Origin of the sequence: Rhizobium sp. CG5, from assembly GCF_023701945.1 — a bacterium.
Classification (GTDB): domain Bacteria; phylum Pseudomonadota; class Alphaproteobacteria; order Rhizobiales; family Rhizobiaceae; genus Allorhizobium.
In genome coordinates this window covers 81,921-95,586 of the sequence record NZ_JABAEF010000014.1, presented here as the reverse complement: position 1 = coordinate 95,586, position 13,666 = coordinate 81,921, and the positions used below count along the sequence as shown (strand labels likewise).

At 62.6% G+C, this 13,666-nt stretch carries 11 protein-coding genes; 7 read left to right on the top strand and 4 right to left on the bottom strand.

All coding sequences use genetic code 11. From position 1 onward, the window contains the following. Positions 1–25 precede the first annotated feature (25 nt). The 6 genes from rhaS to HGO38_RS21285 all read left to right on the top strand — a co-directional run bounded on the left by rhaS (position 26) and on the right by HGO38_RS21285 (position 6,544). Positions 26–1,021: a rhamnose ABC transporter substrate-binding protein gene (gene rhaS, locus HGO38_RS21310; RefSeq protein ID WP_250957916.1), complete on the top strand. Its 996-nt coding sequence runs from the start codon at positions 26–28 to the stop codon at positions 1,019–1,021. A gap of 251 nt (positions 1,022–1,272) precedes the next feature. Further along, complete coding sequence (locus tag HGO38_RS21305) at positions 1,273–2,808, top strand: sugar ABC transporter ATP-binding protein (protein WP_250957915.1); 1,536 nt, start codon at positions 1,273–1,275, stop codon at positions 2,806–2,808. Positions 2,809–2,818: 10 nt separating this feature from the next. Continuing rightward, positions 2,819–3,820 (top strand): ABC transporter permease, encoded by a 1,002-nt coding sequence (locus HGO38_RS21300; protein WP_250957914.1) that lies wholly within the window; start codon positions 2,819–2,821, stop codon positions 3,818–3,820. Further along, positions 3,817–4,830, top strand: a complete 1,014-nt coding sequence (locus tag HGO38_RS21295) for an ABC transporter permease (protein ID WP_250957913.1) — start codon at positions 3,817–3,819, stop codon at positions 4,828–4,830. The genes HGO38_RS21300 and HGO38_RS21295 overlap by 4 nt, the downstream gene beginning before the upstream one ends. Next, entirely contained in the window at positions 4,830–5,153 is a 324-nt protein-coding gene (rhaM, locus tag HGO38_RS21290; protein WP_250957912.1) for an L-rhamnose mutarotase, read from the top strand. The genes HGO38_RS21295 and rhaM overlap by 1 nt, the downstream gene beginning before the upstream one ends. Beyond that, positions 5,150–6,544, top strand: a complete 1,395-nt coding sequence (locus tag HGO38_RS21285) for an FGGY-family carbohydrate kinase (protein WP_250957911.1) — start codon at positions 5,150–5,152, stop codon at positions 6,542–6,544. Before rhaM ends, HGO38_RS21285 begins: the two co-directional genes overlap by 4 nt. On the opposite strand, the gene HGO38_RS21280 is transcribed toward HGO38_RS21285, so the two are convergent. Then, positions 6,541–7,329 (bottom strand): TIM barrel protein, encoded by a 789-nt coding sequence (locus tag HGO38_RS21280; RefSeq protein ID WP_250957910.1) that lies wholly within the window; start codon positions 7,327–7,329, stop codon positions 6,541–6,543. The genes HGO38_RS21285 and HGO38_RS21280 overlap by 4 nt on opposite strands. 273 nt (positions 7,330–7,602) lie before the next feature. On the opposite strand from HGO38_RS21280, the gene HGO38_RS21275 reads away from it, so the two are divergent. Continuing rightward, positions 7,603–8,598, top strand: a complete 996-nt coding sequence (locus HGO38_RS21275) for a hypothetical protein (protein WP_250957909.1) — start codon at positions 7,603–7,605, stop codon at positions 8,596–8,598. A 9-nt stretch (positions 8,599–8,607) separates the two neighbouring features. On the opposite strand, the gene HGO38_RS21270 is transcribed toward HGO38_RS21275, so the two are convergent. The 3 genes from HGO38_RS21270 to HGO38_RS21260 all read right to left on the bottom strand — a co-directional run bounded on the left by HGO38_RS21270 (position 8,608) and on the right by HGO38_RS21260 (position 13,602). Next, positions 8,608–9,570 carry a hypothetical protein gene (locus HGO38_RS21270; RefSeq protein WP_250957908.1) on the bottom strand — a complete coding sequence of 321 codons (963 nt, stop codon included), beginning with the start codon at positions 9,568–9,570 and terminating at the stop codon, positions 8,608–8,610. Between the two features lie 217 nt (positions 9,571–9,787). After that, entirely contained in the window at positions 9,788–11,530 is a 1,743-nt protein-coding gene (locus HGO38_RS21265) for a hydantoinase B/oxoprolinase family protein (protein ID WP_250957907.1), read from the bottom strand. Beyond that, complete coding sequence (locus HGO38_RS21260) at positions 11,527–13,602, bottom strand: hydantoinase/oxoprolinase family protein (protein WP_250957906.1); 2,076 nt, start codon at positions 13,600–13,602, stop codon at positions 11,527–11,529. Before HGO38_RS21260 ends, HGO38_RS21265 begins: the two co-directional genes overlap by 4 nt. Positions 13,603–13,666: the final 64 nt, after the last annotated feature.

Below are 13,666 nucleotides of genomic sequence, written 5' to 3'. Positions count from 1 at the left end.
CAATCAACTTTGGGAGGAAGCTGACATGAAACTATCCAAGAAACTGCTGATGGGCGTGGCTTTTGCCGTCGCTGCCATGACCACCGCTGCCGAAGCCGCCGACATGAAGATCGCTTTGGTCGTCAAATCGCTCGGCAACGGCTTCTTCGAAGCCGCCAACAAGGGCGCCGAGGAAGCGGCCAAGGAACTCGGCGGCGTCGAGATCATCTATACCGGTCCAACGACGACCACGGCCGAAGGCCAGATCGAAGTGATCAACTCGCTGATCGCCCAGGGCGTCGATGCCATCGCTATTTCCGCCAATGACCCGGATGCCGTCGTGCCGGCCTTGAAGAAGGCCGCGCAGCGCGGCATCAAGGTGATCTCCTGGGACAGCGGCGTTGCTGCCGAAGGCCGCATCATGCATCTCAATCCGTCGTCCAACGAGCTGATCGGCAAGATGTGCCTGCAGCTGGCCGCAAGCCATCTGCCGGACGGCAAGGGCGATTTCGCCATCCTGTCGGCCACCACGACCTCGACCAACCAGAATATCTGGATCGAGGAAATGAAGAAGCAGCTCAAGGATTTCCCGGGCCTCAACCTGGTGACCACCGTTTACGGCGATGACCTGGCCGACAAGAGCTATCGCGAAGCCAATGGTCTCCTGACCTCGCAGGCGAGCGTCAAGGTCATCGTCGCCCCGACGACCGTCGGCGTTCTGGCAGCCTCGCAGGCGGTCAAGGATGCGGGCAAGATCGGCGACGTCTTCGTGACAGGCCTTGGCCTGCCGTCTGAAATGGCCGGAGCCATCAAGTCGGGCGCCACCAAGGAATTCGCGATCTGGAACCCGATCGACCTTGGCTACTCCGCAACCCAGATCGCCTATCACCTGGTCAAGGGCGATACCGATGGCGCTCCCGGCTCGGACATCGAAGCCGGCCGCATGGGCAAGATCAAGGTCGGCGACAATGGCGAAGCCGCCATGGCTCTGCCCTTCGTCTACGACAAATCGAACATCGACGAGTTCTCGAAGATTTTCTGATCTTTTGTCGTGAGCGCGAGCGGTGCCACCCCCCTCTGCCCTGCCGGGCATCTCCCCCTCAAGGGGGGAGATTGGGGTTTGGCCGGCGCCTCGCCATTGTGAAGGACGGTGCGGCTGAATTGTCGCGCTGTCAGTTGCGCAAATGAAGGGCGAGACATCGCTGCTTGCCGATCTCCCCCCTTGAGGGGGAGATGCCCGGCAGGGCAGAGGGGGGTGCAGCGCCTGCTTTCATGATTGACCGGTAAAGCCTGATGATGACTGTCCAATCCCAAAAGCTCGACGCTACGCTCCTGCCGACCGACACGCCCATTCTCGAAATGCGCGGCATTTCGCAGATCTTTCCGGGCGTCAAGGCACTGGATGGGGTCAGCATTGCACTTTATCCCGGACAGGTCACGGCCCTGATCGGCGAAAACGGTGCGGGCAAGTCGACGCTGGTGAAGATCCTGACCGGGATCTATCGCCCCAACGAAGGCGAGATCCTGATCGACGGGCAGGTCGTTAGCTTTGCCAGTGCGCAGGCTGCGATCGATGCCGGCGTCACGGCGATCCATCAGGAAACCGTGCTGTTCGACGAATTGACAGTCGGCGAGAATATCTTTCTCGGCCATGCACCGCGCACCCGGTTCGGCCTGATCGACTGGAAGACCATATACGCCAAATCGCGCCAACTGCTGCTGCAGCTCGAAAGCACGATCGACCCGACCATCCGCCTCAAAGACCTGTCGATCGCCCAGCGGCATCTGGTGGCGATTGCCCGGGCGCTGTCGGTGGAAGCGCGCATCGTCATCATGGACGAGCCGACCGCGGCTCTGTCGCGCAAGGAGATCGACGACCTGTTCCGCATCGTCGAGGGCCTGAAGGCTCGCGGCAAAGCCATCCTGTTCATCAGCCACAAGTTCGACGAAGTCTATGAAATCGCCGAAAACTTTGCCGTGTTCCGCGATGGCCGCATGGTCGGCAGCGGTCGGCTGAAGGAAACGCCGCAGGACGAGATCGTCCGCCTGATGGTCGGGCGCGATGTGCATGACGTCTTTCCGAAGACTGAGGTTGCCATCGGCAAGACCGTTCTGTCGGTCGAGAATTACTGCCATGAGACCGAATTCCGGAACATTTCCTTCGAGCTGAGGCAGGGCGAAATCCTCGGGGTCTACGGGCTGATCGGCGCCGGGCGCTCCGAGCTGTGCCAATCACTGTTCGGCATCACCCGGCCGGCTTCGGGCACGTTGACGCTGGAGGGCCGGCCGATCGAGATCCGTTCGCCGGCCGATGCGATCGCCGCCGGGATCGTCTATGTGCCGGAAGAGCGCGGGCGCCATGGGCTGGCGCTGGAGATGCCGATCTACCAGAATATCTCGCTGCCATCGCTGGCGCGGACGTCTGCGCGCGGTTTCCTGCGGGTGATCAACGAGCTGGCGCTGGCGCGCAAATATGCCGAGCGGCTGGACCTGCGTGCCGCGGCCCTGTCGGTGCCGGTCGGCACCCTGTCCGGCGGCAACCAGCAGAAGGTGGTGATCGGCAAATGGCTGGCGACGGCGCCGAAGGTGATTATTCTCGACGAGCCGACCAAGGGCATTGATATCGGCTCCAAGGCTGCCGTGCATGGCTTTATCAGCGAACTCGCCAGCGAAGGCCTGTCGATCATCATGATCTCGTCCGAACTGCCGGAAATTCTCGGCATGTCGGATCGCGTCATGGTGATGCATGAAGGCCTGGCCGGCGGCATCTACCCGCGCGAGGGCCTCACCGCCGAGACGCTGGTGCGCGCCGCGACCGGCAATGCGTAAGGAACAGAACATGCAACGGCTCTTCAAACATCGCGAACTGCTGCTGGGTCTGATCATCGTCGCGATGATCCTCGGCTTTTCGACGCGCGCGCCGAATTTCGCAGCGCCTGGAAATCTCGCCACGATCTTCAACGATACCTCGATCCTGATCATCCTGGCGCTCGGCCAGATGACGGTCATCCTGACGAAATCGATCGATCTGTCGGTTGCCGCCAATCTCGCCTTCACTGGCATGGTCGTGGCGATGACGGATGCGGCGTTTCCCGGCATGCCGCTTGGCCTTCTGATCGTCATGGCGATCGCCATCGGCGCGCTGCTCGGCAGTCTCAACGGGTTCCTGGTCTGGGCGCTGCAGATCCCGCCGATCGTCGTGACGCTTGGTACGCTGACCATCTATCGCGGCATGGCCTTCGTGCTGTCGGGCGGCAGCTGGGTCAATGCCCATCAGATGTCGCCGAGTTTCCTCAATTTCCCGCGCATCAGCGTGCTTGGCATGCCTATCCTCTCGTGGGTGGCGATCGCCATCGTCCTTGCCATCTGGTTCGTGCTGACCCGCACGCCGTTCGGCCGCTCGGCCTATGCGACGGGCGGCAATCCGACAGCCGCGATCTATGCCGGCATCGATGTCGGGCGGGCGCGGTTCCTCGCCTTCGTGCTGTCCGGTGGGTTGGCGGGCCTCAGCGGTTATCTCTGGGTGTCGCGTTATGCGGTTGCCTATGTGGATATCGCCGCCGGCTTCGAGCTCGACAGTGTCGCGGCCTGCGTGATCGGCGGCATCTCGATTGCCGGTGGCATTGGTTCCGTCATCGGCACGGTGCTGGGCGCGCTGTTTCTTGGCGTCATCAAGAATGCCCTGCCGGTGATCGGCATATCGCCTTTCGCGCAGATGGCGATTTCCGGTGTGGTGATCGTTCTGGCCGTGGTGTTCAATGCAAGGGCCGAGCGCAAGAAAGGCCGGATCATCCTGCGCGACCGCGCCGCCAAGGACAAGACCAACGAGGTGATCGCATGACGCTTGCAAAGACCGAACCCCGCGAAAAGCGCGCCATTCCCGATCGCCTCGGCACGCCCTTCACACGTGTCATGGCGAGCTGGGAAGTGCTGCTGTTCGGCGTGGCGGTGCTGATTTTCATCGCCAATTCCCTGGCTTCACCCTATTTCCTCGATGCCTGGAACCTGTCCGACGCGACCTTCAATTTCACCGAGAAGGCGATGATCGCCTTCGCCATGGCACTGCTGATCATATCGGGTGAAATCGACCTGTCGGTGGCGGCCATCATCGCGCTGGCCTCCACCGCGATGGGGTATGCCGTGCAGATGGGCGTTGGTACGCCGGGGCTGGTGGCGATCGGCATCGCCGTCGGACTGCTGTGCGGCGCGTTCAACGGCCTTCTGGTGGCCGGGCTGAAACTGCCGTCGATTGTCGTCACCATCGGCACGATGAGCTTGTTCCGCGGCATTTCCTATATCGTGCTGGGCGATCAGGCCTTCGGCAAATACCCGCCGGACTTTGCCTTCTTCGGCCAGGGCTATGTATTCTGGGTGTTTTCCTTCGAGTTCGTGCTGTTTCTGGTGATTGCCGCCCTGTTTGCCGTGCTGCTGCACAAGACCAATTTCGGACGGCAGGTTTATGTGATCGGCAACAATCCCTTTGCCGCACGCTTTTCAGGTATCCCGGTCGAGAGGGTCAAGTTCATCCTGTTCCTGCTGACCGGCCTGATGAGCGGCATCGCGGCGGTCTGCCTGACCTCCCGGCTCGGCTCGACACGCCCGTCGATCGCGCAAGGCTGGGAGCTGGAAGTGGTGACCATGGTCGTGCTCGGCGGCGTGTCGATCCTCGGTGGTGCGGGAACCATTGTCGGCGTGGTGATCGCCGCCTTCGTCATGGGTCTCGTGACCTTCGGCCTTGGATTGCTGAACGTGCCCGGCATCGTCATGTCGATCTTCATCGGCCTGTTGCTGATCATCACCATTGCCCTGCCGATCGTGGCGCGGCGCATCAAGAATTCGAGGGCCGGTTGATGGTTGACCTGGAAAAACATGCCTTCAAGATGCAGCTTCATCCCGGCATGGAAGCGGAATACCGCAAGCGTCATGACGAGATCTGGCCGGAGCTGGTGGCGCTGCTGCGGGAGGCCGGCATCTCGGACTATTCGATCCATCTCGACCGGGAGACCAATGTCCTGTTCGGCGTGCTGACCCGGCCGAAAAACCATGGCATGGCCGATCTGCCCGATCATCCTGTCATGAAGCGCTGGTGGGCGCATATGGCCGATATCATGGAAAGCAATCCGGACAATTCGCCGATTGCCACCGATCTCGTCACGGTCTTTCATCTGCCATGAGCGCCGCGTCGCTGGAACGGGTCGCCGTCTTCGATATCGGCAAGACCAACGCTAAGCTGGTGGTGCTGGATGTGGCGACGGGCGCGGAGATTGCCGCGCGGCGCATGCCGAACCGCGTGCTGCCCGGCCCGCCCTATCAACACTACGATATCGATGCGCTCTGGGCATTCTTGATGGACGCCCTGCAGGCCTTTGCAAAGGTGCCGGGGTTCGATGCGATTTCCATCACCACTCATGGGGCGAGCGCCGTTCTGCTGGCGGAGGATGGCGGCCTTGCCCTGCCGGTGCTGGATTACGAGCAGGAGTATCCGGACGAGATCCGCACCGCCTATTATGCCATCCGGCCGGATTTCACCGAGACCTTTTCGCCGCGCCTGGCCATGGGTCTCAATGTCGGTGCGCAACTGCATTATCAGAAGACCGCGTTTCCCGATGCTTTCGCGCGGGTCGCGACGATCCTGACCTATCCGCAATACTGGGCCTTCCGCCTGACCGGCATCGCCGCCAACGAGGTGACGTCGCTCGGCTGCCACACCGATCTCTGGCGTCCGGAAACCAGCGACTATTCTGCGCTGGTCGATCGTCTCGGCATTCGCGACAGGATGGCGCCGGTGCATTCGGCCTTCGAGGCGCTGGGCTCGGTGCTGCCGCATATTTCCGCGCAGACTGGCATTTTCGGCGACATGCCTGTCCATTGCGGCATTCACGATTCCAATGCCTCGCTGCTGCCGCATCTGATCCGTCGGCAAGCGCCGTTTTCGGTGGTCTCGACCGGTACCTGGGTGGTGAGCTTTGCGGTCGGCAGCCCGATCGTCGGGCTCGATCCGGCCCGCGATACGCTGGCCAATGTCGATGCCTTCGGCAAGCCTGTGCCCTCGGCGCGCTTCATGGGCGGGCGGGAGTTCGAGATGCTGACGAGGGATATCGAGGCCCCCGATCCGGCAGAGGTGGATACGGTCGCCGCCGGCGTAATCGGGCGCTCGCTGATGGTGTTGCCCAACGTGGCGGAAGGATCGGGGCCTTATCCTGGGCATCGCCTGCAATGGCTGGGCGCGCCGGCCGGTGCGGCTGAGCTTTATGCGGCCGCCTCGCTTTACGTGGCGATGATGACCCATGCCTGCCTCGACCTGCTGCATGCCGATGGGCCGATCGTGGTCGAGGGGCCGTTCAGCGGTAACAGCCTCTATCTGAGGGCGCTTGCGTCGATCGCCGGCCGCGATGTGATCGTGCTGGCCGATGGTGCACCGACCGGAACGGCGCAGGGTGCGGCTCTGCTGACCGGCTGCAGGCCGCCGCCCGGTCGCGATCGCCGCATCGCACCGTCCTTGGATCTCGCCGCCTATCACCGGCAATGGCAGCAGGCCGTTGCCGCCGCTTCGCCTGCGCGCTAGCCGACCGCCTGCCTGACCCAGGCAAGGCTTTCTTCGAGGGCGGCTTTTGGTGCCGACAGAGCGTGGACACTTTCGGCGAAGGGCTCGAAAGAGTAGGGGCCATCAAAACCTGCCGACAGCAGATGCCGGATCTGGGCGATGTTTTCCAGCCTGTCGTCGCCGTCGATCAGGATGCGGTGGGCGTCGAGCATGTCCTCGACACGGACGGCTGGATCGGCCACGCCGGAGATGTGAACGAGCCCGGTCCATTCGGGGAAGAATTCCGTTTCTCCGGCCAGATGGTGGTGGAAGGTGTCGTGCACGAGCTTGTAGGTCTTTTCGCCATCGGCTGCCTTGATCGCTTCGACGGCTTTTGCCTTCAGACGCAGCGAGGAGACCGGAAAGCCGAGCGGCTCGACCAGGCCGGTCAGGCCGTGGTCATCGAGGATCGGCTTCATTTGCCTCAGAGCCTCGACCAGATCACCGTCGGCCACGGCTCGGCCATCGTTGAGCGGGCACATGACCAGAGCGCGGGCGCCGCAGCGGGCGGCATAGTCTGCCATTGTCCTTGCCCGCTCGGGAAGATCACCCGACCAGACATTGAACGGATAAAGCGCATTGATCGAGATGATGGTAAGGTCATTGTCTTGCGCCGCCGCCTTGACCGCGTCCGGTTCCATCGTGCCGACGATGTCTGGAATGTCATTGCGGATCTCGACCTCGCTCATGCCGAGCTGTCGGGCAAGGTGTAAGAAGGATGCCAGCGACAGGCGCGGCGCGACGATGTGATTAAGGGCAAAACGCATGGGTGCTCGCTCGGGCTGAGGGTAAACCTCTCAAGGCATAGCAGACTGCCGCGGCCTCTGAACAGACCTGTGCACACGCTGCAAACCGGCTGCGAGGAAGAGAAATAGCTGAGAAGCCGTTGTGCATCATCGGCGCATTCGTCTATCTCGACGGCTTCCGCAGCTCGTGTTTTTCGTCCAATACTGTCCTTGGCAACAGTTGCCGAAGAGCGGTGCGGTCGGTTCACGGGGGGCCGATCGATTTATGAGAAATGCGACAGATCAGGCATGACCATGGCGAAGAAATCGGCTGATAAGGCAGACTACCGGCGGAAAGTCTGGCCTGATCATGCCACATTGCCCTTCGGTGCAACACCCAAACCGGCAATAACCGTCTTTGCCACCTTCGGAGCGCATCGGCCACGCTACCGTCGGGCGGCGTTTCGGCTCGCCACAGAAGCGCTTTCCTCCGCCTGGTTCGACAAGGTCGTCCTGCAGCTGGATACAGGCGTCGCCTCGGACGAGGTGGTTCCAGACGGCCTGACGATCATGCCGCCCGACTGGTCCGAAACGGATGCCGCCTTCATTCGGGGCAATCCGCGGGGCTTCGGCTATTGGCTGTGGAAACCGCTGCTCATCAAGGCTCTCCTTGAGGAGATGGAAGACGGTAGCCTGCTGGTCTATGCCGATGGCGGCTGCGAGCTGTCGTCGCGCGGTGGTCCGCGGCTGCTCGATTATCTGCAATCTGCATCGACGACCGGCGGCCTGTTCTTCTCGCTCCCCTTTGCCGAGGCCGAATATTCCAAGCAGGAATTGCTGGACCATATGCAGGCGACCCCCGAGGAGGTCGAGACCACCCAGGTCCAGGGCACGATCCTCGTCCTTTGCAACAGGGCCGACACACGCGTCTTGGTGGACCAATGGATCGCCCTTTGCCGCGAAGATGGCTACCGGCTCTTGAACGATGATTGCAATCCCGGCCGACAATCCTCCCGCTTTCGGTCCCACAGGCACGATCAGGCCATCCTGTCGCTTCTGGTCAAGCGCAGCAGCTTCGCGGTCATCCCTTGGGAAGACAATTACGACAAACCGCTCTACCGTATCCTCAACAGCTGGATCTACCTGTTCCCCATCCATGCGCGGCGTGCGCAACGTCGGCGCATTCTCTGGTGGCTGAGCGGATGGTCGAGCGACCGCGGATGCCTGGCGGCGGCACAGGGCTCCTTCGGCTTCCGGCTGCAAAAGACGGTCGCCGACATTCTCAGCCTGCGGTTTCTGAAATCCCCGTGACCAATACCGCTAAGAACCGGCAGGCAGATGCGGCGCAAGGGCGCGCTGGAAGGCCTCTTCGGCAAAGCCGCCTTTCCTGCCGATCTCGACCCAGCCGGAAAGCGGCGGCCGCGGGAACCTGTCATAGATCACCAGTCCGTCTGAATAGAGGCCGGCATCGTAGCTGAACGTGCTCTTTGCGGTCATCAGCACATCGGCCTTCTTGATCGCTTCGAATGTCTCAAGCGCGCCCAGGTCGAGATGCAGCCGCATGCCGTGGTTTGCAAAGGCAGAAAACTCGGCCGCGTCGCCATTGCTGTAAATGTGGATATCGCATTCGAAGCCGGCGGCTGCCAGGGCCTTTTCCGCCGCGATCGCCGTGGAAAAGATCCGGTCGGCACTGACATAACGTTCGCTGGTCATATCCGGAGAGACGTCGCCGCGCCGCACGTGGACAGCGAGGGTCAGGCGCGGACTTGTGAATTGCCTGACGGATCGTTGCGGACGCACGACATCACGCAGCAGATCCGGATATCGGTCACAATGTTCGTACAAATGCGAGAACTCGATCATATGCGGGTGGGCCCAGAGATCCGGCCGGAGCGCGTAATCACGGAAATCCACCAAGGGGAGATCGACCTCGTCTCGGCGTCTCAGGCCTTCTCCGAGATTGAAGGCAGCCTCGCAGCGTGCGCTCCAGGTGTCCGGATCGCCCTCGCTGTGTGCAATGTGCCCGAACGGCGTGTGGACATAGTCGACGCCGATGTCGCGCGCCGTCGCCTGGATCGTCAGGCGGGACAAAACCTGCGACCCGAATCCGTCCCGGCGGGCAATCGCTGTGAAAACGGTGCCGGGATGAATACGGCCTGCGCGCACGCCGCGGATGATACGGGCGCAGAAGTGCTTCTTATCGCCCTTGACCGGCAGATGCAGCGTTCGCTTGAGTTCTACCAAAGCGTAACGGCTCAGGTAATAGAGGTGCTCGTTGATCATTATCGTTTTGCCGTCGTCAAAAAAATCTGATGGCGCCGCCTATCACAGCCCGTGCCTGAAAGCATCGTGAATCATGACCGCCGCGACCTTCCATCCCAGGCAACGCATGATAGGGACGCCGTGCAAAAGGACTGTATCAGACGGCGCCCGTGCTCAGGACCGACCTTGTTCCCAGCCAGTGCGGACACTCACTCTTGATATGCTTGCTTACCATCTTTTAGCAAGTGGTCCCGCGCCGCCTTTCGGTCGCAGCCAAGTCCGGTCTTCCGGCCTGATCCAGTTCAACGCCGAACAGGGCTCCGGCGTCCGCCACGCTATAACGGCCCAGGCGCACGTCTTCGGCCACGGCCTGCGGGTCACGGGTCAGCGGATCGCCATAGCCGCCGCCGCCGGGTGTCCGCACGCGCACCCGATCACCGGGTTTCAAGGGAATGTCCTGCGCCTTCGACAGATGTTCCGGCGTCATCGCAATTCCGTCGCGCCAGACGGTCACGGTATTGGGCTGGCCATCCTTGCCGCCGAGAGCGCCCGGCGGGCCGAAGCGGCCGTGGTCCATGACGAAGCTCGCCGTGGCATCGCCGCGCCGCAGTTCGATTTCGTAGTCGAGGCCGAAGCCGCCGCGATGGTGGCCGGCACCGCCGGACCCTTCGCGTAGCGCATAGCGATGGTAGAGAACGGGGAACTGCTGCTCCATGATCTCGACCGGTGGTGCCTTGGAAATGCCGATGGTCGAGCAGCCATTGGCCAGACCGTCGTGATCGGCATTGCCGCCGTAACCGCCGCCGGAGATCTGGTACATGACGTAGCCGCGATTGCGGTCCGGATCATGGCCGCCGAGCGCGAAATTGCCGGAACTGCCGGCCGGCGATGCGGTGACGCGATCCGGCAGGGCTTCGACCAGGGCGGCAAAGACGGCTTCGGCGATCCGCTGGCTGACTTCGGCAGCACATCCCGAGACAGGTCGGGGATATTGCGCATCCAGGAAGGTGCCTTCCGGCCGCTTGACCTTCAGGGGCTCAAAAGCGCCGGCGCTGATCGGCACATCGGGGAAGATGTGGCGCATGGCGAGATAGACGGAGGACAGGGTCGTTGCCAGCACGGAGTTCATCGGGCCGATGCAGGGTTTTGACGAGCCGGTGAAATCGAAATCGAGTTCGCCGTCCTTGGCCTTGATGGCGAGGCGGATCTCCAGCGGTTCGTTGACCACACCGTCGCTATCGACATAGGCGGTCGAGTGATAGGTCCCCTCCGGGATAAGCTTGATATTGGCCCGCATCTGTTCGGCGGCGCGCACCCGCAATTCGGCGATCGCCTCCGTCACGGTGTCGTCGCCGTAACGGTCGAGAATGCGGGCGAGGCGCTGTTCGCCGACCAGCAGCGCCGCGGCCTGGGCCTTCACGTCGCCGATGCGCTGCTCCGAGACGCGGATGTTGGAGCAGATGATCGCGTAGATTTCGGTGTCGAGCTTGCCCTGCTTGAAGAGGCGAACCGGCGGCAGGCGCAGGCCTTCCTGTTCCACCGAGGTGGCCGAGGCCGAAAAGCCGCCCGGAACGGCGCCGCCGGTATCGGGCCAATGGCCGGTATTGGACAGCCAGCAGAAGATCTTGCCATCGCGGTAGACCGGCATGGCGAAGCGCACATCCATCAGATGGGTGCCGCCGAGATAGGGATCGTTGACGATATAGATGTCGCCCGGTTTCGGTTCGGCGGCCTTGCCGGCGGCAATCATCTCGATCAGCGTGCGGGTGGAATATTGCATCGTGCCGACGAAGACCGGCAGGCCGGTCAGCCCCTGCGCGATCAGCGATCCATCGACGGCGGAATAAATGCCGTCGGAGCGGTCATTGGCCTCGGCAATCACCGGCGAGAAGGCGGCGCGCGAAAAGGTCAGGTCCATCTCGTCGCAGACCTGCTGCAGGCCGGACTGGATGACGGAGAGGGTGATCGGATCGATGCTCACAGGCGGCCTCCGATGGTGATGATGATATTGCCGTCGCGATCCTGGGCGGCACTGTCGCCAGGCTCGATCAGGATGGTGGTGTCCATCTGCTCGACGATCGCGGGTCCTTCGATCACTGCATCGAGCGGCAGGAAATCGCGCCAGTAGATCGGCGTCTGATGCCAGGCGTCGAACCAGACGGAGCGGGTGCCGGTTTGCGCCTCGGTTAGTGTCTGCTTACGTCCTGTCGGATCGATCAGCAGCGACAGATCGATCTCAGCGCGACGGCCGATGACCGAGGTGTTGACATTGACCAGGCTGGCGCGGATCTCCGGCAGTTCGACATGGAAGCGCTGAAAGTAAGCCTCTTCGAAGCGCGTCTGGAGCTCATTGAGGGTCGGCACCGGTCCGGGCAGGGGAACGCGCAGCAGGTGGGTCTGGCCGATGAACTGCATGTCTACCGAGCAGATCTCGCGGATTTCGCGGATGGCGACGGCTTCCTTGTCGATCAGCCGGCGGCCCTCTTCCGACTGGCGGGCAAAGAGCGCATGCACCGCATCGATATCGACGACGGAGAGCGGGCGGTTGACCGTATTGACGAAATCGTGGCGCAGATCCGCCACCACGCAGCCGAGCGCATTGGTGATGCCGGGGCGCGACGGCGCCAGTACCTTGGGAATGCCCAGTTCACGGGCGATCGCCGTTGCATGCAGCGGACCGGCGCCGCCAAAGGCAAAGAGCGCGAAGTCGCGGGGGTCTTCGCCAAGGCTGACGGAAACCATGCGCACGGCATCGGCCATGCGGGCATTGGCGACGCGGATGACGGCCGCAGCCGCAGCTGTCGCGTCCAGCCCGAGCGGCGCGCCGAGATCCCGTTCGAAAATGCCTTTGACATGGTCAAGCGACATGCCGCCCGGAACGGAATTCAGCCGGCCGGGATCAAGGCGGCCGAGCAGCAGGTTGGCATCCGAGATGGTCGGCCGGGTGCCGCCGCGGCCGTAGCAGATCGGGCCGGGCGAGGCGCCGGCGCTGTCGGGGCCAACCTGCAAAAGACCGGCTGCGGTGATCCGGGCAATCGAGCCGCCGCCGGCGCCGACCGTGCGCACATCGACCATCGGCACATGGATCGGCATGGCATATTCCACCTCGATCTCGTTGGAGACGGCGGGCTCGGCGTTGCGGATCAGCGCCACATCCGTTGATGTGCCGCCCATGTCATAGGTGATGAGATCCGGCATGCCGGCGCGCCGGCCGGTATAGGCGGCCGCCATGACGCCGGAGGCCGGGCCGGACATCACCGTCTTGGCGGCTTCATTTGCCACATGGCGGGCCGAGACCATGCCGCCATTGCCGTTCATGACAAGAACGTCGTGGCGATAACCGCGGCTGGCCAGTTGATCGGCAAGCCGCTCGACGTAGCGGCGCAGCAGCGGCTGGACGGAGGCATTGACGGCAGCGGTCACGCCGCGCTCGAATTCGCGGCTTTCCGACAAAAGGGCATGGCCAAGGGTGATATTGCCGTTCGGCCACATTTCTTTCGCGATCTCGCCAGCGCGCAATTCATGGGCGGGGTTGGCGTAGGCATGCAGGAAGTGGATGACGAGGGATTCGCAGTCCTTGTCGATCAGGACCTGTAGCGCGCCGCGCAAAGCGTCCTCATCGAGCGTCACCAGCACTTTGCCGCTCGCATCCATGCGCTCGGGGATTTCCAGCCTGAGGTCGCGGGTGATGATCGGCTTGAATTCGCCTTTCATGCCATAGGGCTGCGGCCGGGTGCGGCGGCCAAGCTCCAGCACGTCGCGGAAGCCCATCGTTGTGATCAGGCCCGTCTTGCAGAGATGGCGCTCGAGAACGGCGTTGGTCGTCGTCGTGGTGCCATGCACGATCAGGTCGAGGGCTGCGATATCGGCTTGCGCTGCGTCGAGGGCATTCAGGACCCCGGTCGCCTGATTGTCGAGGGTCGTCGGAACCTTGGCAAGGCGCACGGTGCCGTTCTCCGCATCAAACAGCACCAGATCGGTAAAGGTGCCGCCGACGTCGATGCCGGCCACCTGCGACTGGATTCCGGGCGTATTCTCGTTTTGCTCAGACACTGCGGTTCCCGTTTTTATTGTTTGTGTACGAACGATTATGAGCGCAAGTTTTGGCCTGTCAACG